The 23,900-nt window shown below is 41.4% G+C and carries 15 protein-coding genes, 3 tRNA genes and 3 rRNA genes; 12 read left to right on the top strand and 9 right to left on the bottom strand.

Going from position 1 to position 23,900, the window contains the following annotated elements; genetic code table 11:
* Positions 1–18 precede the first annotated feature (18 nt).
* From ACKVEV_RS14730 to rrf, 6 genes are all read left to right on the top strand, one after another.
* A tRNA-Leu gene (locus tag ACKVEV_RS14730) sits at positions 19–103 on the top strand.
* 29 nt (positions 104–132) lie between these two features.
* A tRNA-Arg gene (locus ACKVEV_RS14725) sits at positions 133–209 on the top strand.
* An 18-nt stretch (positions 210–227) separates the two neighbouring features.
* A tRNA-Gly gene (locus ACKVEV_RS14720) sits at positions 228–301 on the top strand.
* A gap of 285 nt (positions 302–586) precedes the next feature.
* A 16S ribosomal RNA gene (locus tag ACKVEV_RS14715) occupies positions 587–2,139 on the top strand.
* A 245-nt stretch (positions 2,140–2,384) separates the two neighbouring features.
* Positions 2,385–5,312 (top strand): 23S ribosomal RNA (locus ACKVEV_RS14710).
* A 222-nt stretch (positions 5,313–5,534) separates the two neighbouring features.
* Positions 5,535–5,650 (top strand): 5S ribosomal RNA (gene rrf / locus ACKVEV_RS14705).
* The 16S, 23S and 5S rRNA genes sit together here with 3 tRNA genes alongside, the layout of an rRNA operon.
* Positions 5,651–5,695: 45 nt before the next feature.
* On the opposite strand, the gene ACKVEV_RS14700 is transcribed toward rrf, so the two are convergent.
* From ACKVEV_RS14700 to ACKVEV_RS14680, 5 genes are all read right to left on the bottom strand, one after another.
* A complete protein-coding gene (locus tag ACKVEV_RS14700) occupies positions 5,696–7,150 on the bottom strand; it encodes an alanine/glycine:cation symporter family protein (RefSeq protein WP_409367105.1) in 1,455 nt (484 codons plus the stop codon).
* 294 nt (positions 7,151–7,444) lie between these two features.
* The gene (locus ACKVEV_RS14695; RefSeq protein WP_409367104.1) at positions 7,445–8,662 is read right to left on the bottom strand and encodes an NAD(P)/FAD-dependent oxidoreductase; all 1,218 of its coding nucleotides are present in this window, start codon (positions 8,660–8,662) and stop codon (positions 7,445–7,447) included.
* Positions 8,652–8,993 carry a (2Fe-2S)-binding protein gene (locus tag ACKVEV_RS14690; protein WP_409367103.1) on the bottom strand — a complete coding sequence of 114 codons (342 nt, stop codon included), beginning with the start codon at positions 8,991–8,993 and terminating at the stop codon, positions 8,652–8,654. The genes ACKVEV_RS14695 and ACKVEV_RS14690 overlap by 11 nt, the downstream gene beginning before the upstream one ends.
* Positions 8,993–9,259: a (2Fe-2S)-binding protein gene (locus ACKVEV_RS14685; protein ID WP_409367102.1), complete on the bottom strand. Its 267-nt coding sequence runs from the start codon at positions 9,257–9,259 to the stop codon at positions 8,993–8,995. Before ACKVEV_RS14685 ends, ACKVEV_RS14690 begins: the two co-directional genes overlap by 1 nt.
* Before the next feature lie 151 nt (positions 9,260–9,410).
* The gene (locus tag ACKVEV_RS14680; RefSeq protein ID WP_409370564.1) at positions 9,411–11,102 is read right to left on the bottom strand and encodes a sigma-54 interaction domain-containing protein; all 1,692 of its coding nucleotides are present in this window, start codon (positions 11,100–11,102) and stop codon (positions 9,411–9,413) included.
* Positions 11,103–11,243: 141 nt separating this feature from the next.
* Here ACKVEV_RS14680 and ACKVEV_RS14675 point away from each other — a divergent pair, with 141 nt between their 5' ends.
* From ACKVEV_RS14675 to ACKVEV_RS14655, 5 genes are read left to right on the top strand one after another with little or no spacing between them, the layout of a single operon-like run.
* A complete protein-coding gene (locus ACKVEV_RS14675) occupies positions 11,244–12,458 on the top strand; it encodes an NAD(P)/FAD-dependent oxidoreductase (protein ID WP_409367101.1) in 1,215 nt (404 codons plus the stop codon).
* Positions 12,455–13,474 carry a proline racemase family protein gene (locus tag ACKVEV_RS14670; protein WP_409367100.1) on the top strand — a complete coding sequence of 340 codons (1,020 nt, stop codon included), beginning with the start codon at positions 12,455–12,457 and terminating at the stop codon, positions 13,472–13,474. The genes ACKVEV_RS14675 and ACKVEV_RS14670 overlap by 4 nt, the downstream gene beginning before the upstream one ends.
* A gap of 12 nt (positions 13,475–13,486) precedes the next feature.
* Positions 13,487–14,359 (top strand): proline racemase family protein, encoded by an 873-nt coding sequence (locus ACKVEV_RS14665; protein ID WP_409367099.1) that lies wholly within the window; start codon positions 13,487–13,489, stop codon positions 14,357–14,359.
* Positions 14,360–14,386: 27 nt separating this feature from the next.
* Positions 14,387–15,289, top strand: a complete 903-nt coding sequence (gene dapA / locus ACKVEV_RS14660; protein WP_409367098.1) for a 4-hydroxy-tetrahydrodipicolinate synthase — start codon at positions 14,387–14,389, stop codon at positions 15,287–15,289.
* A 17-nt stretch (positions 15,290–15,306) separates the two neighbouring features.
* Positions 15,307–16,791, top strand: coding sequence for an aldehyde dehydrogenase family protein (locus ACKVEV_RS14655; protein WP_409367097.1), 1,485 nt, complete (start codon positions 15,307–15,309; stop codon positions 16,789–16,791).
* 68 nt (positions 16,792–16,859) lie between these two features.
* Here the strand turns inward: ACKVEV_RS14655 and rpoN are convergent, their stop codons facing one another.
* Positions 16,860–18,146 (bottom strand): RNA polymerase factor sigma-54, encoded by a 1,287-nt coding sequence (rpoN, locus tag ACKVEV_RS14650; protein ID WP_409367096.1) that lies wholly within the window; start codon positions 18,144–18,146, stop codon positions 16,860–16,862.
* Between the two features lie 240 nt (positions 18,147–18,386).
* Complete coding sequence (locus ACKVEV_RS14645) at positions 18,387–19,451, bottom strand: M24 family metallopeptidase (protein ID WP_409367095.1); 1,065 nt, start codon at positions 19,449–19,451, stop codon at positions 18,387–18,389.
* Between the two features lie 137 nt (positions 19,452–19,588).
* Here ACKVEV_RS14645 and ACKVEV_RS14640 point away from each other — a divergent pair, with 137 nt between their 5' ends.
* On the top strand, positions 19,589–21,271 hold the full coding sequence (locus tag ACKVEV_RS14640) for a peptide ABC transporter substrate-binding protein (RefSeq protein ID WP_409367094.1): 1,683 nt from the start codon (positions 19,589–19,591) through the stop codon (positions 21,269–21,271).
* Positions 21,272–21,549: 278 nt separating this feature from the next.
* On the opposite strand, the gene ACKVEV_RS14635 is transcribed toward ACKVEV_RS14640, so the two are convergent.
* Together ACKVEV_RS14635 and ACKVEV_RS14630 are read right to left on the bottom strand one after the other, a co-directional pair.
* A complete protein-coding gene (locus ACKVEV_RS14635; protein ID WP_409367093.1) occupies positions 21,550–21,912 on the bottom strand; it encodes a DUF3899 domain-containing protein in 363 nt (120 codons plus the stop codon).
* Positions 21,909–23,897 (bottom strand): ABC transporter ATP-binding protein, encoded by a 1,989-nt coding sequence (locus tag ACKVEV_RS14630; protein WP_409367092.1) that lies wholly within the window; start codon positions 23,895–23,897, stop codon positions 21,909–21,911. The genes ACKVEV_RS14635 and ACKVEV_RS14630 overlap by 4 nt, the downstream gene beginning before the upstream one ends.
* Positions 23,898–23,900: the final 3 nt, after the last annotated feature.

Here is a 23,900-nt window from a genome sequence, read left to right as displayed (position 1 = left end):
GTTCCTATTTTTTTGAATGCGGTCGTGGCGGAATGGCAGACGCGCTAGGTTGAGGGCCTAGTGGGGCAACCCCGTGGAGGTTCAAGTCCTCTCGGCCGCACCAAGTCAAGTCAGTTCAGTTATTTAGTAAATGCGCCCGTAGCTCAATTGGATAGAGCGTCTGACTACGGATCAGAAGGTTGTGGGTTCGACTCCTGCCGGGCGCGCCATATTATATTTTAATATTTGCGGGTGTAGTTTAATGGTAAAACCTCAGCCTTCCAAGCTGATGTCGTGAGTTCGATTCTCATCACCCGCTCCAAAAAAACATTTTAAAAAAACGTTGACATCAACATAGTGAAGTGGTATGATATAAAAGTTGTCGCTTCACAAAGAAGAAAAAACTTCAAAAAAAGTTGTTGACAACAAAAATTAAAAATGTTATGATATAAAAGTTGCTAAAAACAGCAACGAAATGAACCTTGAAAACTGAACAAGCAAAACGTAATCAATATAGTTTCTGAGCTAACTTCGGTTAGTGAATGAAACAAAAATTTTGGACATCAAAATTGATGCCAGCAAAACAATTTGAGCTAATCAAATTTCTTTTATGGAGAGTTTGATCCTGGCTCAGGACGAACGCTGGCGGCGTGCCTAATACATGCAAGTCGAGCGAACAGAGAAGGAGCTTGCTCCTTTGACGTTAGCGGCGGACGGGTGAGTAACACGTGGGCAACCTACCCTATAGTTTGGGATAACTCCGGGAAACCGGGGCTAATACCGAATAATCTGTTTCACTTCATGGTGAAACACTGAAAGACGGCATCTCGCTGTCGCTATAGGATGGGCCCGCGGCGCATTAGCTAGTTGGTGAGGTAACGGCTCACCAAGGCGACGATGCGTAGCCGACCTGAGAGGGTGATCGGCCACACTGGGACTGAGACACGGCCCAGACTCCTACGGGAGGCAGCAGTAGGGAATCTTCCACAATGGGCGAAAGCCTGATGGAGCAACGCCGCGTGAGTGAAGAAGGATTTCGGTTCGTAAAACTCTGTTGTAAGGGAAGAACAAGTACAGTAGTAACTGGCTGTACCTTGACGGTACCTTATTAGAAAGCCACGGCTAACTACGTGCCAGCAGCCGCGGTAATACGTAGGTGGCAAGCGTTGTCCGGAATTATTGGGCGTAAAGCGCGCGCAGGTGGTTTCTTAAGTCTGATGTGAAAGCCCACGGCTCAACCGTGGAGGGTCATTGGAAACTGGGAGACTTGAGTGCAGAAGAGGATAGTGGAATTCCAAGTGTAGCGGTGAAATGCGTAGAGATTTGGAGGAACACCAGTGGCGAAGGCGACTATCTGGTCTGTAACTGACACTGAGGCGCGAAAGCGTGGGGAGCAAACAGGATTAGATACCCTGGTAGTCCACGCCGTAAACGATGAGTGCTAAGTGTTAGGGGGTTTCCGCCCCTTAGTGCTGCAGCTAACGCATTAAGCACTCCGCCTGGGGAGTACGGTCGCAAGACTGAAACTCAAAGGAATTGACGGGGGCCCGCACAAGCGGTGGAGCATGTGGTTTAATTCGAAGCAACGCGAAGAACCTTACCAGGTCTTGACATCCCGTTGACCACTGTAGAGATATGGTTTTCCCTTCGGGGACAACGGTGACAGGTGGTGCATGGTTGTCGTCAGCTCGTGTCGTGAGATGTTGGGTTAAGTCCCGCAACGAGCGCAACCCTTGATCTTAGTTGCCATCATTTAGTTGGGCACTCTAAGGTGACTGCCGGTGACAAACCGGAGGAAGGTGGGGATGACGTCAAATCATCATGCCCCTTATGACCTGGGCTACACACGTGCTACAATGGACGATACAAACGGTTGCCAACTCGCGAGAGGGAGCTAATCCGATAAAGTCGTTCTCAGTTCGGATTGTAGGCTGCAACTCGCCTACATGAAGCCGGAATCGCTAGTAATCGCGGATCAGCATGCCGCGGTGAATACGTTCCCGGGCCTTGTACACACCGCCCGTCACACCACGAGAGTTTGTAACACCCGAAGTCGGTGAGGTAACCTTTTGGAGCCAGCCGCCGAAGGTGGGATAGATGATTGGGGTGAAGTCGTAACAAGGTAGCCGTATCGGAAGGTGCGGCTGGATCACCTCCTTTCTAAGGATATTTTCGGAATACAAACCTTGGGTTTGTAAGATTACGTTTTGCGTTCAGTTTTGAAGGTTCATCATTAAGATGAAACACTTCAAAACTGTGCTCCTGTCGCTACGCTTTCGTCGCAAATCTGCGAAGAAGTAGAAACAGGTAGTGAATTTGTTCTTTGAAAACTGGATAAAACGACATTGAAATTGTAACAAACACATTTATTTTTTTAAAATTAAGTTTTTTAGGCTTAATAACTTGGTTAAGTTATTAAGGGCGCACGGCGAATGCCTTGGCACTAGGAGCCGAAGAAGGACGGCACTAACACCGATATGCTTCGGGGAGCTGTAAGTGAGCTTTGATCCGGAGATTTCCGAATGGGGGAACCCACTACGTTTAATCGCGTAGTATCTTGACGTGAATACATAGCGTCTTGAAGGCAGACCCAGGGAACTGAAACATCTAAGTACCTGGAGGAAGAGAAAGAAAAATCGATTCCCTGAGTAGCGGCGAGCGAAACGGGAAGAGCCCAAACCAAGAGGCTTGCCTCTTGGGGTTGTAGGACACTCTATACGGAGTTACAAAGGAATGAGTTAGATGAAGCGACTTGGAAAGGTCCGCCAGAGCAGGTAAAAGCCCTGTAGTCGAAAGTTTATTCCCTCCAGAGTGGATCCTGAGTACGGCGGAACACGTGAAATTCCGTCGGAATCCGGGAGGACCATCTCCCAAGGCTAAATACTACCTAGTGACCGATAGTGAACCAGTACCGTGAGGGAAAGGTGAAAAGCACCCCGGAAGGGGAGTGAAAGAGATCCTGAAACCGTGTGCCTACAAGTAGTTAGAGCCCGTTAATGGGTGATAGCGTGCCTTTTGTAGAATGAACCGGCGAGTTACGATTACGTGCGAGGTTAAGCTTTAGAAGGCGGAGCCGCAGCGAAAGCGAGTCTGAATAGGGCGAATTAGTACGTGGTCGTAGACCCGAAACCAGGTGATCTACCCATGTCCAGGGTGAAGGTGAGGTAACACTTACTGGAGGCCCGAACCCACGCACGTTGAAAAGTGCGGGGATGAGGTGTGGGTAGCGGAGAAATTCCAATCGAACTTGGAGATAGCTGGTTCTCTCCGAAATAGCTTTAGGGCTAGCCTCGTGATGAGAATACTGGAGGTAGAGCACTGTTTGGACTAGGGGGCCATCCCGGTTTACCGAATTCAGACAAACTCCGAATGCCAGATATTTATACACGGGAGTCAGACTGCGAGTGATAAGATCCGTAGTCAAAAGGGAAACAGCCCAGACCACCAGCTAAGGTCCCAAAGTAATCGTTAAGTGGAAAAGGATGTGGCGTTGCACAGACAACCAGGATGTTGGCTTAGAAGCAGCCATCATTTAAAGAGTGCGTAATAGCTCACTGGTCGAGTGACGCTGCGCCGAAAATGTATCGGGGCTAAACGATTCACCGAAGCTGTGGATTGACATCTACGATGTCAGTGGTAGGAGAGCGTTCTAAGTGCGTTGAAGTCAGACCGGAAGGACTGGTGGAGCGCTTAGAAGTGAGAATGCCGGTATGAGTAGCGAAAGACGGGTGAGAATCCCGTCCACCGTATGACTAAGGTTTCCTGAGGAAGGCTCGTCCGCTCAGGGTTAGTCGGGACCTAAGCCGAGGCCGATAGGCGTAGGCGATGGACAACAGGTTGATATTCCTGTACCACCTCCTCACCGTTTGAGAAATGGGGGGACGCAGTAGGATAGGGTAAGCGCGCCGTTGGTTGTGCGCGTCCAAGCAGTAAGGCGTGTGTGTAGGCAAATCCGCACACTGTAACGTTGAGCTGTGATGGCGAGTCCGTATGGACGAAGTTCCTGATTTCACACTGCCAAGAAAAGCCTCTATCGAGGTGAGAGGTGCCCGTACCGCAAACCGACACAGGTAGTCGAGGAGAGAATCCTAAGGTGTGCGAGAGAACTCTCGTTAAGGAACTCGGCAAAATGACCCCGTAACTTCGGGAGAAGGGGTGCTCTTGAGCGTGCAAGCGCATGAGAGCCGCAGTGAATAGGCCCAGGCGACTGTTTAGCAAAAACACAGGTCTCTGCAAAACCGTAAGGTGACGTATAGGGGCTGACGCCTGCCCGGTGCTGGAAGGTTAAGAGGAGTGGTTAGCGCAAGCGAAGCTGCGAATTGAAGCCCCAGTAAACGGCGGCCGTAACTATAACGGTCCTAAGGTAGCGAAATTCCTTGTCGGGTAAGTTCCGACCCGCACGAAAGGCGTAACGATCTGGGCACTGTCTCAACGAGAGACTCGGTGAAATTATAGTACCTGTGAAGATGCAGGTTACCCGCGACAGGACGGAAAGACCCCGTGGAGCTTTACTGTAGCCTGATATTGAATTTTGGTACAACTTGTACAGGATAGGTAGGAGCCAGAGATCTCGGAGCGCCAGCTTCGAAGGAGGCGTCGGTGGGATACTACCCTGGTTGTATTGAAATTCTAACCCATGCCCCTTAGCGGGGCAGGAGACAGTGTCAGGCGGACAGTTTGACTGGGGCGGTCGCCTCCTAAAAGGTAACGGAGGCGCCCAAAGGTTCCCTCAGAATGGTTGGAAATCATTCGTAGAGTGTAAAGGCACAAGGGAGCTTGACTGCGAGACCTACAAGTCGAGCAGGGTCGAAAGACGGGCTTAGTGATCCGGTGGTTCCGCATGGAAGGGCCATCGCTCAACGGATAAAAGCTACCCCGGGGATAACAGGCTTATCTCCCCCAAGAGTCCACATCGACGGGGAGGTTTGGCACCTCGATGTCGGCTCATCGCATCCTGGGGCTGTAGTCGGTCCCAAGGGTTGGGCTGTTCGCCCATTAAAGCGGTACGCGAGCTGGGTTCAGAACGTCGTGAGACAGTTCGGTCCCTATCCGTCGTGGGCGTAGGAAATTTGAGAGGAGCTGTCCTTAGTACGAGAGGACCGGGATGGACACACCGCTGGTGTACCAGTTGTCTTGCCAAAGGCATCGCTGGGTAGCTATGTGTGGACGGGATAAGTGCTGAAAGCATCTAAGCATGAAGCCCCCCTCAAGATGAGATTTCCCATTACGCAAGTAAGTAAGATCCCTCAAAGACGATGAGGTAGATAGGTTCGAGGTGGAAGTGTGGTGACACATGGAGCTGACGAATACTAATCGATCGAGGACTTAACCAAAAATGTTTGAAACATTCAATGAACCGTTTATCCAGTTTTGAAAGAACAACACTTTCTAAAAACCGAGCTTTGATACAGAGTGTATTGAAAGCCATAAGAGCTTCAAGACACAAGTAGTACAAGGAAGCAAACGAGTGATTGAAGGAGCGTACTTTTGTACGTGACTGATTGAACGAGAGCAGCTGACGCAGTAATACGCCGTGTATTGAAGGTCGAACATAGTCTAGTGATGATGGCAAAGAGGTCACACCCGTTCCCATACCGAACACGGAAGTTAAGCTCTTTAGCGCCGATGGTAGTTGGGGGCTTCCCCCTGTGAGAGTAGGACGTCGCTAGGCAACAAAAACAGTCAGCTGAGTGCTGACTGTTTTTTTATTTATCACTTATTTGTTCTTTTTGTATTTATCACTGTATGTTATCCAAAAATCGGCGTTTTCAATGCCTACTTTACGTGGATCAAAAATTGGATCAAGTCCTGCCTTCTTTTGACGATCATAATCACGCAATACTTTGATCGCAGGTCTTGATAATAAAACGATTACAATAAAGTTTAAATAGCTCATACTGCCGAATCCAATATCTCCTAACCCCCACATAAGGCTCACAGATTGAACGCTTCCGATATAAACAACTATTAAAAAAATTACTTTTAAAACGAATTTTAATATAGGATATTGCAATTTCTTATCTAGATAGACAATTGTCGTTTCTGCTATATAATAATATGCCATTAAAGTGGTAAAGGCGAAAAGGAAAATAGCAATAGCTACAAAACTACTTCCAAGATTATGAAATACAGTAGACACAGCGGCTTGCGTATAAGCAGTACCTGCCACAAGGCCTGGAACGTTTTCTACTAGCGGTGCTGTTGCACCTGGAGGTGTTACATTATACATACCTGTTATTAAAATCATTAAAGCCGTAGCTGTGCAGACGATAATCGTATCAATGTAAATAGAGAAGGCTTGGACTAAACCTTGTTTTGCTGGATGTGATACTTCAGCGGCAGCTGAACTGAATGTTGCTTCTCCTGCACCAGCTACATTTGAAAACACGGAACGTCTTACACCCCAGGCAATGGCCGCACCAACAATACCTCCGAATATTTCATTAGTACCAAAAGCGCTTGTAACGATTAATGTAAGCATTGCAGGAATTTCACTTAGATTAGCTCCTAAAATAATGATGGTTAATAGAACGTAAGCAACCGCCATAATAGGGACAACTTTATCTGCTACACGTGCAATTCGCTTAATGCCACCAAAAATAATTAATGCTAAAAGTACAACAATAATGATACCTGTTATAAATGGCGGTAAATGAAATGCTGTATTAAATGAAGCAGCTATTGTATTTGCTTGTATCCCTGGAACTAAAATCCCATACGAAATACAAATTACGATTGCTACAAAGACAGCAAATCCTTTTAATTTTAATCCCTTTTCAATATAGTAGGGCGATCCACCACGATATTGATTATCTGCTCTTTCCTTATAGACTTGTGCTAATGTTGATTCGATGAATGCACTTGCTCCACCTAGGAATGCCATAACACCCATCCAAAATACTGCACCGGGTCCTCCAGCAGCAATAGCAGTTGCTACCCCAGCGATATTACCGACCCCAACACGCCCAGACAATGCCATACAGAACGCTTGAAAAGATGAGATGCCTTCGTTCGTTTCGCCTCGTTGACGCAATAATCGAATCATCTCAGGAATATAACGAAATTGAACAGCTTTTGTAATAACAGTGAAGTATAAGCCTACACCTAATGCTAAATAAACGAGTGCATTTCCCCAAATATAATCAACTAAAGTATTCACGATGGCTTCCATTTATTTTCCCCCTTAACTAATCATTGCACAGCCCACATCCATTCTTTAAAGCACGTTTATCGCTCTATCGTTCTATAGAAAACCTCCTTTCAACTTTCTTCCTTACTAATGGATAATGCATTATTTGTGCCAATAATTGAGCAGCATGCTTTTTTCGATAATGAAACTAATGGAATATGGCTAAAATAAAATAAAAAATCTTTCTCTCATTAGTTGGAGAAAGATTTTTTATAAAAATGTTTTATTTAAAAACTTTATACACTTTTATCATTTGTGTCTAAAATTTGGACAGTGTTAACTCAACGTTTGTGACAAAGACTGTGCCCAAATTTTCTTCATTTTTTCACGACCTACTAAAACTTCTGGGTGGAATTGAATATGGGCGTTAGCCCTTGTTACTTCAACATTTTCAATAGCTTGTTGAATGTCTAGTTGCGTAACGCTAGCACCTAACTTAGATGCAATCGATAAGGCAGCAACTTTTCCTTGTGCTAATGCTACTTTTGCTCCTTCAATTCCTGTAATATTGCCCGCAACATGTAAGCCATCTAAGTTTGTCTCCATTTGTTCATTATGTAGTGGGACGAATCCACCTAATTGTTCAATATAATGGAATGGGCAACCTGCCAAAGAGGCCAATTCTGCTAACGGATATAATCCTCCGGCGATACAAACAAAATCTACATCAATGCGTTTCTCACTGCCTGGAACGATAGAACCATCAACATTTACTGTTGCTAGGACAACACCTTCTACTTGCTCTTTACCAACGATTTCTATAACAGCTTTTCGCAACATAATCGGAATTCCCCACATTTTCACCCCATCTTTCGGATAGAACGTAATCCCTAATTTCTTTAGAAATTCATTTTTCATAAACTTACTACCAATCTTTATAAGTGGGGAAGGGGCCATATGAGAAACATGTAATAAAGAATTCATTACATCTAATGGGTTACTACTATCAATTGTTAATAAATTAGCTGCAGGTAATGTGATAGCTGCAACTTGCACGTCAGCGATTTGTAACTCCATAGCAATTGCAGAGGAAAGCACATTCACACCAATAATGACGCCGCGCTTGCCAGGCTTTACTCGATGCACATTTGTCATGACTTGCGCAGCGCCTACAGACATGACACCAGGCAACGTCCATCCTGGAATAGGAAACGGTGATTCGGCGGCCCCTGTAGCTAACAGCAACTGCTTTGTATGGAAAACACCTTTATTCGTATAGAGTACCCAATCTTGATCTATTTTTTCTAAATCTGATACGGACGTTTGTAGTGACAACTCGACATTCAACTCTTTAGCACGAGCTAACAAACGTTCAGATTCTGCTATGCCATTCCACCATTTATTTGGTGTTTCCTCGTAAAGTTGCCCAAGTAAACGTCCACCTGCATATAAGTACTCATCCATAACGACAACGCCGATATTTTTTTCAGCTAAGGTGATAGCGGCAGAAAGACCAGCAGGGCCGGCACCAATGATTATCACTTTATTTTCCATGATGTTTCCTCCAATCACGTACCGTTGTTGGAAGTGCTTTGCCACTCTTAACAACCATACCTTCAGCGACGGGCGTAATACATGCACGCTCACCATCTAAGCCATTAATATTGACACGACATTCAAAGCAATGACCAATATTACAGTAGATACCACGAGGGTGACCAGTTTCTTCGTGTACGCGCAATGTGCGGACACCTTGAGCAAGTAAGGCAGCTGCTAAAGATTCGCCTTTATATGCTTCGTATAATTGATCATCAAAAGTAAAAGATACTTTTTCCTTGTGTGGCAAATCTCCCAAAATAGGATGGCTCATAATACGTTCTGTCATTATTTAACCTCCCCTAAATCCGCAAAACGCACCGGGCGAATGGGAGCTTGGTATTTTAATGATATGTCATTATTGCTTCTTGGCTGATGGATATGTGCGATTTGGTCTACCATTGTGCGGCAAGTGCGACCACCACAATAGCCCATACCTGCACGCGTACGTAATTTTAATTCTCGTGCAGAACAATTATTTTCAGATGCTGTTTTGACCAGTTCATCGAAGCTCACTTCTTCACAACGACATACGATCATCGTTTTATTTTGCATAGCCTACACCCCTAATACGCATTTTTTATTTACGTATATAGTTACTGCAAAAACTATGCCAGAAAATTTCTTATAGGAGCTTCATAAGCAACAAGCATTTGTTTAAAGTATCGAACACTGAGTGTATAAAAAATTGGACAGTTTATAAAAATTAGACATCTATGTTTAGCCTTTTTAATCGGTTGTATAAAGTTGCTCGCGTAATGCCTAAGTTTTTGGCGCAAATCTTTTTATTGCCATTCACGGAAGCTAGCTGTTGCAAAATAATTTCACGCTCATAATGTTCAAGCTGTTCATTTAATTGAGTGCCATTGCTTTGTGGCACATCCTTTGGTATTTCCAGTAGTTCTGCCTTAGGAACGGCCGCTAAAATATCAGCCGGTAAATCTTCTAGATGAATGGCTCCCTCGTTTGAAAATACAACGAGCCGTTCTATAACATTACTAAGCTCACGTACATTTCCTGGCCATTGATAGTGCAATAAAATATTGGCAATCTCAGGGGGTATTCCCTGAATAGGGCGGTTGTATTTAATCGATTTTTCATATAAGAAATAGTTACTAATTTCTAAAATATCTGATGCTCGCTCACGTAATGGAGGAACAGTGAAATTTACAACATTTAAGCGGTAATATAAATCTTCTCTAAATTTCCCTTCTGCAACTAGTTGTTTTAAGTCCCGATTCGTAGCAGCTACTAAATTAAAGTCAACATCCATTTCCTTTGTGCCACCGACTGCATAAAATGTTTTCTCTTGTAGCAATCGCAAAATTTTTACTTGCATGTCTAAAGGCATTTCACCAATTTCATCTAGAAACAGGGTGCCGCCACGGGCTAGCTCAACTTTTCCTTTTTTCCCTTTTTGATGGGCACCAGAAAAGGCACCTTTTTCATAGCCAAAAATCTCACTTTCAAATAAGCCACTAGGAATGGCCCCACAGTTAATTGCGACAAAGGGTGCTTCAGGTTTTTCACGAATGGCATGGACTGCACGAGCGAAAAGCTCTTTGCCGACCCCACTTTCACCGTAAATTAAAATATTTGCCTCTGTTTCTGCGACTTTTTTGACCTTTTCAAGCACGCTTTTCAGCTGCGGACTATTACCACGTATCAATGTAAAAGGATCGTATGCTAAGCCATTTGTATTCATCTGTTTTTCTAAATTTAACAATTTTTCCGATGTAAGATGGAGCTCTTCGTTTAATTTTTTTACATGCGTAATATCCGTCTCTGCCACCACTGCACCAATCGTTTTATCATTTAACATAACAGGATTTGAATTAATCATCACGACAAGATCTTCACGAGGAAAATGCTGTTGCTGATAAACTGATTTCCCATGCTGCAATGTATGTAATATTTCAAGTTGGTCTTCTTTAAAAAAATTAGTGATGGGCTGTCCAATAATATGATTACCAGATACAGAAAAAATACTTTCTGCACCTTTGGTCCAATAAATGACGTTTTGATTACCATCAATGACAGTACAAGACTCATTAATCGTTTCTAAAATAGTGTTTAAGTATGCGTTGATACACTCTAATTCATAGGCAAGATCATGCATTAACGATTCCTTCCATAAATAACCTATATATTCTTTTGCTTCGTCGCGCACTAGTAAATAATCATATTCCTCTAAATAATCAAGCGCTGTTTTGAGCGGACAATCCATGCGAACAATTTGACAGGCTATATAGTTAATATCACTTTTTCTTTTGCCTCTTTTCACGGCATAAGGCTTGTCATTTTCAATCACAAAATACTGTATTTTATCATTATTCATTTTAGTAACGACTTCTTCTATAGGGATAAAAGCAAAATTCCGTTTTAGCATTTTATTCATAATTAAATGGTATGGATGCAATGTAAGTCCCCCTTCGTAACCGTATGTCAAATTTTTTAGAATATTAAAATTTATTTTGACATATAGTGGCTTCTTAATCAAACAAATTCCAGCTGTTTAGATTGGCATAGTTTTTGCACAATGTTAAGTGTTAGTAAAAAAGGGGGGAGAACCTTGGGGACATCTCATCATGATATCGTTATTATTGGCGGAGGTATTATTGGAGCGGCAATTGCTTACTATTGTGCCAAGGCAGGACTTGAAATAACGGTACTCGAAAAAAATGAATTAGCGAGTGGTACATCTTCTCGTTGTGATGGCAATATTTTAGCCATCGATAAGGACCCGGGCTTTGATAGCCAAATGTCATTAGTAAGCCAACAATTAGTACATGAATTAGATAAAGACTTAGAAATTAAATTTGAATACCGTAACCCAGGAAGTATTCTTGTTTGTGAAAGTGATGTAGAAATGGAAGCGGCACAGCAATGGGTGACACGGCAAAAACAGGCGGGTTTAGATTTTAAGATGTTAGACCGTGCAGATTTAAGAAATGAATCAAAGTTTTTTGCGGATGATTTATATGGTGGACTTGAGTGTAAAACCGACTCAACGGTGAATCCGTATATGCTGACGTTTTCCATGTTTCATGCAGCAGAAAAATTTGGAGCAAAAATACGAAAACATACCGAAGTCAGAGCGATTAAAAAGCAGTCAGATGGCACATTTTTAATCGATACAAATGTAGAGATGATGACGGCTAATAAAGTAATTAATGCTTGTGGTATTTGGGCGCCAAGCATTGGACAGATGGTAGGCATCGACATCCCGATACAGCCGCGTAAAGGACATCTTATTGTGGCGTCGCGTCAAGAGCCAGTAGGTCTTCGCAAAGTGATGGAATTTGGCTATTTAATCTCCAAATTTGGTGGACAGCGTATGGTAGATGCGGATATTGAAAAATACGGCGTTGCATTAGTTTTTGAACCGACCGAAGCACAAAATTTTTTAATCGGGAGTAGTCGTCAATTTGTTGGGTTTGATACAAAAGTAAATCATGATGTTGTCAAAATGATTGCGAGGCGTGCTATGCGCTTTTATCCGAAAATCGCCGATATGTCGATTATTCGTACATATTGTGGCTTAAGACCATGGACGGAAGATCATTTACCAATTATTTGTGAAGTAGAGCAAGTACCTGGCTTCTATATAGCGGCAGGCCATGAAGGGGACGGGATAAGCTTAGCTGCCGTTACAGGAAAACTCGTGCAAGAATTGGTGCAACATAAAGATACGTGTATTCCGACGGAGCCAGTTACTATGAATCGATTTCAGAAGGGAGTACTTCACACATGAAATTCCAAAAGCTATTTACCACAATTGATACCCATACAGGGGGTAATCCAACTCGGTCCCTTATAAGTGGTATGCCGAAACTACAAGGGGAAACGATGTCAGACAAAATGCTATATATGCAAAAACATTATGACTGGATACGTAAGTTTTTAATGAATGAACCTCGCGGCCATAGTGTTATGTCAGGCGCTATTATTACAGACCCTTGTCATCCAGATGCCGATCTTGGCGTTATTTATATCGAAACAGGTGGCTATTTACCGATGTGTGGACATGACACGATTGGTGTTTGTACAGCACTCGTCGAAGCACAATTAATAGACATTCAAACACCATATACAAATATTACATTAGACACGCCAGCAGGTTTAATCAATGTACAAATTAAAGTAGAAGAAGGAATTGCCAAAGAAGTGACATTTAAAAATGTACCTTCATTCCTATTAAAGAAAGTGGATATTGCTGATCCGGAGCTAGGAATTGTTGAATGCGAAATTGCCTACGGAGGCAATTTTTACGGTATTGTCGATGCTCGTAAAATAGGTCTCGATTTATCAGTGGAAAATGCGACAGCAATCATTAATACAGGTATTCGTCTCCGAAATGCTGTCAATGCCAAAGAAAAGATTGTACATCCTGAGTTTTCGTTTATTGAGGGGCTCACACATATGGAGTTTTATACGGATGCTACCAATGAATTAGCACATTTAAAAAATACAGTCGTTGTACCGCCAGGTGGAATAGACCGTTCACCATGTGGTACAGGTACGTCAGCTAAAATTGCTACGCTGTATACGAAAAATGAGCTGGCAATCAATGAACCATTTGTTTATGAAAGTATCGTAGGTACGCTATTTACAGCACGTGTACTAGAGGAAGTAACAGTAGGTGATGGATTAGCTGTTATCCCAGAAGTAACAGGGTCTGCATGGGTAATGGGCATGCATAAATTCTTTTACAATGAGCAAGACCCATTAAAAGAAGGCTATTTAATGATTCCACCGATGGATCACTAAAGGAGGATATTGATGAACTATAACAAATCTTTTCAAACAATTGATACACAAGTAGTAGGAGAGGCCTTTCGTATAGTGGTGCAATCACCTATTGCCATTTATCAAGAACAAATAGCAGAAGCGGCCACTGCATTAAATACACAATTTGAAAATACGAAAAAGCTTTTACTAAATGAGCCACGAGGACATCGCGGTATGCATGGCTGCGTAATATTGCCATCAGCGGTCGCCTCATTCCGATTATTATTTTTCCAACATGCAGCATCTACAGATTTTAAGTATGAGGCACTTGTAGCAACAACAACGGCATTACTAGAATGTGGCATGATTGAATTATCAAGCAACAACGTCTATTCGATTGAAACGGTAAAAGGCATTCACCAAGTATATGTAAAACTTTCAGATACAAAAGATGAAGTACTGTCAGTTCATTTGACAGTGAAGCCAGCGCGTATAGCCGGTGAGCGAGTTGTAGTAGATGATGAACGACGCTATATGGTGATGGAAAAACCGCACAATCTAAAGGCACTTGTACTAGATGAATTAGCGCATATTAGCACTTGGGGAATAACTGAAAGTGCCAAATATCATGATGCAGATGGTGTTATCGTGTATGAAAAATTAGACAGTATGGTACGTTCAGTAACATTTGAGCGAGATGGCTATATTTTACGCTCACCAAGTGTTGATAGCACATTAGCATTAACGGCAATATTAGGCGATCAAGCTGTTCAAATAAATAAAAGTATTTTCGGCAGCAGTATCGAGATGACACGAAAACATGAAGTTGGCTATGAAATTGCATTAAAAGGATATATCACAGGAATCCATCAATTTGTAGTAGACAGCGAAGATCCATTACAACAAGGATTCATCATTGTGTAATAACTAAAACAGAGGAGGAAAAGAATAATGAAAAAATTAGAAGGTGTATTTCCAGTATTAGTAACGCCGATGTTAAATCAAAGAGACATTGATTGGGCTGGTTTCCGTCAAAATATTGAACATTTTATTGAAGCAGGTGTAACAGGGATTGCCATTAACGGTAGTACAGGGGAATTTGTAAGTTTATCAAAAGAAGAACGCTTTAAAGCAGTAGAAGTAGCAGTAGATCAAATTAAAGGTCGTATTACGTTAATCGTAGGGACAGCTGCAGAAACGACAGCGGATGCTGTTGCCTATACACAACAGGCTGAACAGGCTGGAGCAGATGCTGCTTTACTCATTAACTCCTATTATGCTCATCCGAAAGATGAAGAAATATATTTACACTTTAAAACAGTAGCGGAGTCGGTAAGCTTCCCAATTATGATTTATAATAATCCATTCACTTCAGGTGTGGATATTGGTTTAGAGACGATTTTAAAAGTAGGCAGAGAAGTACCAAACATTACACATATAAAAGAATCGAGTGGTAGCATCGGCAAAGCACGTGATATTGTACGTCAAGGACAAGACGATATTAAAGTATTTTGTGGGTCAGAAGATTTAGCAATCGAATCATTCCTTGTTGGTGCTGTCGGTTGGATTTCTGTATCAGGGAACATCGTGCCAGAACTCGTAACTGAACTATACAACAATGTACAAGAGGGCAATCTAGAGAAGGCATGGTCCATTTACGACCGTCTTTTACCATTGTGTGCGTTTTTAGAAGGCTCAGGCAAATATGTACAAATTACGAAACGTGCAATGGAGCTAAAAGGTTGGGCAGGTGGACCATGCCGTTTACCGCGCCTGCCACTAACGGCGGAAGAAGATGCACAATTAAAAGCCATTTTGGCAGACTTAGATGTGTTGGTTACTGAACTTCATTAACAAAAGGGGTGTCGAATATGGAGGCTTTATTAACGCTGAAACCAAAAGTATTAGAATTTTTACAATCACCGGTTGGATTATACATTAATGGTGAATACGTGGCATCACAAGCAGGTAAGAGTTTTGACGTATTAAATCCAGCAAATGAAGAGGTCATTGCAACAGTAAGTGAGGCGCAAGCTGAAGACATCAACATCGCAGTATTAGCTGCACAAAAAGCCTTTGACGGTGAGTGGTCATTAATGGAGGCAGCTGAACGTTCACGTATTATATATAAATTTGCGGATTTATTAGAGGAACACCGTGAGGAATTAGCGCAGTTAGAATCATTAGATAATGGCAAGCCATACGAAACAGCATTAGCTGATGATGTAGATGGTACGGTGCAACATTTCCGTTATTATGCAGGTTGGGCAACAAAAATAACGGGCCAAACAGTCCAAGTATCTAAAAATTATGTAAACTATACGCTTCATGAGCCAGTAGGGGTTGTTGGACAAATTATTCCGTGGAATTTCCCGCTTGCCATGGCTGCATGGAAATTAGGTGCAGCATTAGCAGTTGGTTGTACCGTCGTTATTAAACCAGCAGCGGAAACACCGTTGTCATTATTATATGTAGGGAAATTAATGAAACAAGCCGGTATGCCGGATGGTGTTGTGAACATTGTTCCTGGTACAGGAGAGGCAGGAGAAGCGATTGTTACACATAAAGGTGTCGCAAAAGTAGCATTTACTGGCTCAACAAAAACAGGCATTCATGTAATGAAAAAAGCGGCAGATGATGTGAAAAGTGTTACGTTAGAACTCGGTGGTAAATCGCCGGCAATCGTGTTAGCGGATGCTGATATAGAAACAGCAATAGAGGGTACATTTGCAGGGACAATGTATAATCATGGACAAAACTGTAGTGCTTGTACCCGCGTATTTGTGCATAGTAGTCTGTACAATCAATTCGTGGAGAAGCTTGCTGAAAAGGCACAAAAAGTAAAACTAGGACCTGGATTAGATCCGCAGACAGAAATGGGACCACTCGTGTCGCAAAAACAATTCAATACAGTTCTTGGTTTTATCGAAAAAGGAAAGGCAGAAGGCGCACGACTTGTAGCAGGTGGTGGGCGTGCATTTAGCAAAGGTTACTTTGTGCAACCTACTGTATTTGCAGATGTACAAGATGATATGACAATTGCCCGAGAAGAAATTTTTGGACCAGTCATGTCCATCTTTTCATTTGAAACAATAGAAGAAGTTATTGCACGTGCAAATGATAGTAAGTATGGACTGGCTGCAAGTATTTGGACGGAAAATGTGAAAAAAGCGCATTATATCTCTAGTAAACTACAAGCAGGAACAGTATGGATCAATGACTTTGGTTTAGAATGGGAAACAATGCCGTTTGGTGGCTATAAGCAATCAGGTATTGGGCGAGAAATGGGTGGCGAATACGGCTTGTCCAACTATACAGAAATAAAAAGCGTCTTTGTTAATATGAAACAAAATTGAATGTGTAACCCCCCCTTAAAATAGACAGGAAAGGAGCTATCGACAATGCGATAGCTCCTTTCAAATGCTTAACTAAATTGAATTTCCTTGCGTCGTGAAGAAGAGGGGATATTCATTTCCTCACGATATTTAGTAATCGTACGACGTGAAATTTCGATACCTTGACTGGCTTTGAAATAGTCAGCGATTTTTTGATCAGAGCAAGGTTTAGTTTTATTTTCGTTTTTAATATAATCTGCTAACAGTGATTTCACCTTAATTTGTGACACGCTGTCGCCATTCGTTGTTTGTAATTTTGAAGTAAATAAATCACGAAGCTCATATGTGCCATAAGGTGTTTGTACATATTTATTTGTTGTGACACGACTAACTGTCGATTCATGTACACCTATTTGCTCTGCCACTTCTCGCAATGTAAGAGGCTGTATTGCAGCAAAACCATGTGTGAAAAAAGCTTCTTGCTTGTCAATTAGCGCCGTCATAATTTTGATAATCGTATGGCGTCGCTGTTCAATACTACTAACGAGCCATTGATAATCGGCGAAATGCTTTTTAAAATAACCTTTTTCAGAAGAATTGCTCGTAATATATGGAACATAGTCAGGGTGAAGTTTGAGTTTAGGCAAATAATAGTCATTTAAAGAAAATGTTATCGCATCATCCTGCACTTGTACAATAATGTCTGGCGTATTGTGTTGGATGGCTTCTTGATGGAACAGTGAGCTTAGCTTTGGCTGTAAAGTTAGAATAAATTGATAAATGGCTTGCATATCACAAAGCGAGATATGCAAATCATGAGCGATCTGTTTCCATTTTTTACTTGCAAACGCTTCTAAATGATGGGCAATCACTTTATCCGTATGTTTTGGACTATCATGACGATAAATGGTTTGTAACAGCAAACATTCTTGTAAACTGCGTGCACCAACACCAAGAGGCCCAATGGTTTGTAATAAGTGAATACCTCTATGAATTTCTTGGTCCTGATAAATAGGTACAATTGGTGGTTCATAGTAACCGTTGTCATCCAAATGATAAATAATATGTTTAAGTAATTTAATATCCGTGTCTTTAGAGAAAGTGAACTTCACTTGTTCAAATAACTCATCGCGAATATTTTGTTCATATTTAGATAAAGTATCTACCATGTTTGTTTGACCAGTTATAGCTTTTGAAGTAGGCATACGTTCTGGGACTGTTGGCTCAATCAATGCTATTAATGGATTCATCTGCTCTTGTTCACGGATAAACTGCTCTAGTTCCTGTGTAGAATACTGTAGCAATTCAATGGCTTGACGAAGTTGAACGGTCATCACTAAATTCAAATCTTGTGTTTGTTTCATTGATAAATGCATAATAAAACCTCGATTCTCTATTTAATTGCCAGAAAACGATAGAAAATGATGTTCGTAATGAAAATATAATCGTATTGGCCTTATAGCCAGTGACTAAAACCTTTGACATATCGAATGTCATTTTTGAGGGATTCTCTACAATTGCTGATAGTAAGAGAAGTAGCGAATGTGTCAAAAAAATAAACATAGTGACACGACATGTATAAAATTTAGAAATTTTCTCCTCACAGCATGAAGCGATTATAAAATAATAAGCTCCTTTGGCGAGTGCGTAATGATTTCAATGCCATCTTTTGTGATAACGACATCATCTTCTATTCGCACACCACCTAAATCGGCTATATAAATACCAGGTTCCACTGTCAGCACCATATTCTCTTCTAGCATCTCTTCACAAACAGTAGACATAAAAATATTTTCATGAATATCTAAGCCGATACCGTGCCCAGAACCGTGACCATAAAGTTCGCCATAACCTTTGTCTTTAATGTAATCGCGGCTATAGCTATCTGCTTCTTTCCCTGTAATACCAGCTTTCATATGCATGAGCGTATGTTGCAACGAATCGTAGACGATTTGATAGATTTCTTTTAACTTTTCTGGAGGCTCACCTACCGCGATTGTTCGCGTCATATCTGAACGATAACCTTGATAATAAGCACCAAAGTCGAGCGTTAGCATATCGCCTTGTTCTACGATTTTGTTAGTTGCAACACCGTGTGGTAGGGCGGAACGCTTACCAGAGGCAATAATCATATCGAATGCAGCCCCAGCAGCCCCATTTTTACGCATATGCGCTTCTAATTCATTGGCAATGTCAATCTCTGAAACTCCTGGTTTAATAAAAGTTAAAATATGTTGGAATGCCTCGTCTGAAATCCACGCGGCTTTTTTTATCAGTTCAATTTCCTCTGGCGTTTTAATCATCCGCAAATCTTCTACAATATTAGATAGCGGTTTTAACGTAGCCGTTAGTTTACTAGCCATCAATTGATACGTATAGTAACTCACATACTGTTGTTCAAATCCAACCGTTTGGATAGATTCTGCGTCTAAAATCGCTTGAATCGTGTCATATAAATGTGCGCGATCTATTTGGCGTACATCAAAAGCACCGCTTTGTTGCGTTGCCTGTTTGGTATAACGAAAATCAACAAGTAAAATAGCTTGTGTTGGTGTAATTACTACTGTACCAGCACTCCCCGTAAATCCAGTTAAATAACGACGGTTTTGATCGTTTGTTATAATAAGCGCCTCTGTTTGTTGTTTCAGTAATGCTTCTCGAGCTTTTTGTAGTTGTGACATGTTCTAATTCCCCCTTTCTAGAATATATTGCAAATTCCATGCCAGTTTTATAAGTCTAAAAAGTATCGGCATGATAATTGCATATAAGTTAATCAGTACGGTATCTATCGTGCAATAAAATCAAAGGGGTTTTGAGTATGGCTAAAAAGACGAAATGGCTCGTTGTATTATTAGGTCTTATGCTCGTTGTATTAGTTGGGTGCTATGGTAAAGAAGACAATTCAGCCGGTAGCTCAACTGGGGGGAAAAGCACGGACAATGAAGCTACTGATGGGGGACAGTCTGCTGTTGCACAGGAACTGAATTTAGTTGCGGGCGGCGATTTAACGACAATGAGTTCTTTAGGCAGTGTAGATGCACTAGCAGTTACGGCGATGAATTCAGTATTTGAGGGATTATATCGCATTGGACCAGAGAACACGCCAGTGCCAGGCATGGCAGCGTCATATGAAGTCTCAGAAGATGGGACGGTGTATACGTTCAAGTTACGTGAGGATGCAGTTTGGAGCAATGGCACTCCGGTTACGGCGCATGACTTTGTCTACGCTTGGAAAAGAGCCATTAATCCTGAAACACAAGCAATTTATTCTTATTTAATGCTCGATATTAAAAATGCTGCAAGTGTGCAAACAGAAGGAGATCCGCTGTTTGGTAAGGTAGATGAAATCGGTATAAAAGCGCTCAATGATTTTACGCTGGAGGTGCAACTGAACGCACCCATTCCATATTTCTTAAGCTTAACAACTTACGCGCCATTCTTCCCGTTAAATGAAGAATTTACAGAGGCACAAGGTGATCAATACGCGTTAGAAGCAGCCAATATGATTTATAATGGTCCATTTATTATGGAGTCTTGGCAACATGGACAAGGATGGACTTTTGTGAAGAATGATAGCTATTGGGACAAAGAGACTGTTAAGCTAACGAAAATAACGCAAAAAATTGTAAAAGATACAGCTACAGCAGTCAATTTATATGAGGCAGGGGAAATTGATACGACTGAGTTATCAAGTGAGTATGTAGCGCAATACAAAGATAGCCCTGAATATTCAACATTTTTAAAACCAAATACGTATTTTATTCGTATGAATCATGAAAATAAGTTTTTAGCGAATAAGAACATTCGTAAAGCGATTGATATGGCTTGGGATAAACAAGGTTTTGCGGATGTTATTTTACAGGATGGTTCTATTCCGGCTTACTATTTAGTTCCACAAGGTTTATCAACGGATGAAAATGGCGTTGATTTCCGCGAAGCAAATGGCGACATGAATAAAACGGATATTGAAGCGGCGAAAAAAGCGTGGGCTACTGGTTTACAAGAACTTGGCGTTGATAAAGTAAATCTTGATTTTTTAACATATGACCGAGCAGAATCAAAAAAGGCTGCTGAATTTATTAAAAATCAATTAGAAACGAATCTTGCTGGCTTAGAGCTAACGATTAATATGCAGCCGAATAAACAAAAGCTAGCATTAGAGGGCGCTGTTGACTACGATTTAGACTATGGTGGCTGGGGTCCGGACTATCAAGATCCGATGACATATATTGATTTATTTGAATCAACAGCCTACTATAATCAATCCCATTATAAAAATACAGAAGTGGATGCGTTAATTAAGCAAGCAAAAACGACTGCTGATATTGCGGAGCGCTGGCAATTAATGCAACAAGCTGAAAAATTGATGATGGAAGATGTGGCATTTGCTCCAACATTCCAAAAAGGTGTAAGTCGCTTGAAGAAGCCTTATGTGAAAAATTTATATGAACATCCATTCTCAGCGGATATTAGCTATAAATGGGTTGAAATCGATAAGTAATAAATCATGGCATTAGGGATAAAAGGGAAAGTGTTAGATTGATCGAAGTCAATCTAACACTTTTTTGCTATATATTGCTTTCTTTTACCAAAGATAAAATTCAAAAGATAGTACTAGTTGATGGTAGCGAAGGGTGGGCGACTCCTGCGGGAACGCACAAAACGTAAGACGCAATAGACCGCGCGTAGCGAGGATTGCGGCTTACGTTGTGCCCGCGGAAAGCGCCCGTCCCGTAGCGGACATCAACGACATAAATTTCTGTCTCAGCGTCATCCTTTTTAATACAACATAACAGATAAAAGAGTGGTGATAAGACAACCGAGCGTTCCTGCTATTAGAAGAGGATAAGTAAAGGAATATGTAGGCGCTTGGATAAATTCCAGATTACCATCTAATTCATAGGCGTACGCTCCATTTTTTGAAACACGAGCAAAAAACCGTTTAAAGCTATAACCAATGCCATTGAAAAACCCACCTTGCACAACAAATAACGAGCCACCAATGATTGTACAAGCAAGCGAAAGAAGAAACGTGTAGTTAATTATTGTTAGTAGTGAGACAGCTTGTTTTGATAATAATGTATAAAACAAGGAACATAAAAAAATACAAACTGTTACAATCATCATTTTCATTAACTTCATAGCAAAATGCCTTTAGTGTTTGTTTGGTGATATTGCATTCGTTCATCCTCCGTAAGCATGACAAAATGACCTGGACGGACTTCTATAAACTTTTCATTTGCTCGATCATTGGCGTTGTATTTCATTTCATCAAAAATAATCCTTTGTCGTTCACGCTCTAATTTAGGGTCAGGCAGAGGAATAGCTGATAACAAAGATTTTGTATAAGGATGGATAGGGTGGTCATAAAGTTCCTGACTTTCCGCTAACTCCACAATTTTACCCCGATGCATGACCCCGATACGATTGCTTATATATTTCACCATCGATAAATCGTGTGCAATAAATAAATACGTTAATCCTCGTTCCTTCTGTAGCTTTTTCAGTAAATTAACGATTTGCGCTTGAATGGACACGTCCAATGCAGAAATTGGTTCATCGGCAATAATTAATTCCGGCTCTACTGCCAGTGCACGCGCAATACCAATGCGCTGACGTTGTCCACCACTTAGTTCATGTGGATAACGATTCGCATATTCCTTTGTTAAGCCTACAATATTTAAAAGCTCATAAATATTTGATTTCCATTCACTTTTCGGTACGCCATGAATAGCAAGACCTTCAGCGATGATGTCTGCTATTTTCATACGTGGATTAAGTGAAGAATAGGGGTCTTGGAAAATCATTTGGACTTTACGATTGAAGGCAAGCTTCTGTTGTTTTGTCTTCACCTCATGAATAGATTGCCCATCAATTTGGATGGTGCCATCTGTTATTGTATTGAGTCCGATTATAGAGCGTCCTGTAGTAGATTTGCCACAGCCTGATTCACCGACTAAACCGAAAATTTCCCCTTTATAAATATCAAAAGTAATACCATCAATCGCTTTGTTAAGCGTATTTTTTCCTAATTTAAAATATTGCTTTACTTCCTTTAAGGATAAATACGGATTGTTAGTATCGAATACTGGTGTTTCTGCACGTTCGTTGTGCTGTTCCTGCGCTAGCTGTTGATGAATCGGTATCATTGTTGGTGCTTGCTTATGCAATAGCCAAGTTGCTGCATAATGCGTATCACTAACTTTAAACATAGGTGGTTCCTCTAGAAAATCGATTTTGAGTGCTTGTTTATTGCGAGCTGCAAAGGCATCTCCTACAGGTGGTTGTAATAAGTTAGGCGGTGTCCCTGGGATGGCATATAACGATTCTGAATCGATATCTGGATTTGGCATTGCCGCGAGTAGTCCCTGTGTATAAGGATGTTGACAGTTGTAAAAAATCTCATCGACTAAGCCAATTTCAACAATTTTACCTGCATACATTACGGCAACACGATCAGCCATTTTTGCGACAACCCCTAAATCATGGGTAATGAAAATAATCGATAGATTCATCTTTTTTTGGATGTTTTTAAGCAATTCTAATATTTGGGCTTGGATTGAAACATCCAACGCTGTAGTCGGTTCATCTGCAATAATAATGCGCGGTTCGCAAGCAAGTGCCATTGCAATGACAATTCTTTGACGCATGCCGCCTGAAAATTGATGTGGATATTGCTTATAGCGTTTATCAGCTTCTTTAATGCCAACAAGCTGTAATAATTCAATGACACGCTCTGTTATGTGCTTGCCACGTAAAGACGTATGTTTTTTAATGCTTTCTGCAATTTGGCTGCCAATCGTCATCGTAGGGTTTAATGCTGTCATAGGATCTTGGAAGATCATTGAGATTTCAGCCCCGCGAAGCCCACGCATTTGCTGTTCACTGTACTCTAAAATATTTTGATGTTGATAAAAGATTTGGCCATTTTTAATCATTGTTGTTTCACTAGGATTTAAGCGTAATAGGCTTTTTGAAGTAACCGATTTTCCAGAACCTGATTCGCCAACGATTGCTAATGTTTCGCCTTCATATAAGTCAAACGAAACATTGCGTACAGCTTGTACTTCGCCACTATATGTGTTGAAGGACACACTTAGATTTTTGACTTCTAAAATTGTTTTCATCGT

This window comes from Lysinibacillus sp. 38-6, from assembly GCF_046245175.1.
Lineage (GTDB): Bacteria > Bacillota > Bacilli > Bacillales_A > Planococcaceae > Lysinibacillus.
Note: the sequence above shows the minus strand (reverse complement) of the source record. Positions and strands in the feature narration are given on the sequence as shown.

Excerpts from the sequence above, each read along its gene's own strand:
- ACKVEV_RS14700 (WP_409367105.1), bottom strand. The coding sequence starts at position 7,150 with ATGGAAGCCATCGTGAATACTTTAGTTGATTATATTTGGGGAAATGCA.
- ACKVEV_RS14695 (WP_409367104.1), bottom strand. The coding sequence starts at position 8,662 with ATGGAAAATAAAGTGATAATCATTGGTGCCGGCCCTGCTGGTCTTTCT.
- ACKVEV_RS14690 (WP_409367103.1), bottom strand. The coding sequence starts at position 8,993 with ATGACAGAACGTATTATGAGCCATCCTATTTTGGGAGATTTGCCACAC.
- ACKVEV_RS14685 (WP_409367102.1), bottom strand. The coding sequence starts at position 9,259 with ATGCAAAATAAAACGATGATCGTATGTCGTTGTGAAGAAGTGAGCTTC.
- ACKVEV_RS14680 (WP_409370564.1), bottom strand. The coding sequence starts at position 11,102 with ATGAATAAAATGCTAAAACGGAATTTTGCTTTTATCCCTATAGAAGAA.
- ACKVEV_RS14675 (WP_409367101.1), top strand. The coding sequence starts at position 11,244 with ATGTTAAGTGTTAGTAAAAAAGGGGGGAGAACCTTGGGGACATCTCAT.
- ACKVEV_RS14670 (WP_409367100.1), top strand. The coding sequence starts at position 12,455 with ATGAAATTCCAAAAGCTATTTACCACAATTGATACCCATACAGGGGGT.
- ACKVEV_RS14665 (WP_409367099.1), top strand. The coding sequence starts at position 13,487 with ATGAACTATAACAAATCTTTTCAAACAATTGATACACAAGTAGTAGGA.
- dapA (WP_409367098.1), top strand. The coding sequence starts at position 14,387 with ATGAAAAAATTAGAAGGTGTATTTCCAGTATTAGTAACGCCGATGTTA.
- ACKVEV_RS14655 (WP_409367097.1), top strand. The coding sequence starts at position 15,307 with ATGGAGGCTTTATTAACGCTGAAACCAAAAGTATTAGAATTTTTACAA.
- rpoN (WP_409367096.1), bottom strand. The coding sequence starts at position 18,146 with ATGCATTTATCAATGAAACAAACACAAGATTTGAATTTAGTGATGACC.
- ACKVEV_RS14645 (WP_409367095.1), bottom strand. The coding sequence starts at position 19,451 with ATGTCACAACTACAAAAAGCTCGAGAAGCATTACTGAAACAACAAACA.
- ACKVEV_RS14640 (WP_409367094.1), top strand. The coding sequence starts at position 19,589 with ATGGCTAAAAAGACGAAATGGCTCGTTGTATTATTAGGTCTTATGCTC.
- ACKVEV_RS14635 (WP_409367093.1), bottom strand. The coding sequence starts at position 21,912 with ATGAAGTTAATGAAAATGATGATTGTAACAGTTTGTATTTTTTTATGT.
- ACKVEV_RS14630 (WP_409367092.1), bottom strand. The coding sequence starts at position 23,897 with ATGAAAACAATTTTAGAAGTCAAAAATCTAAGTGTGTCCTTCAACACA.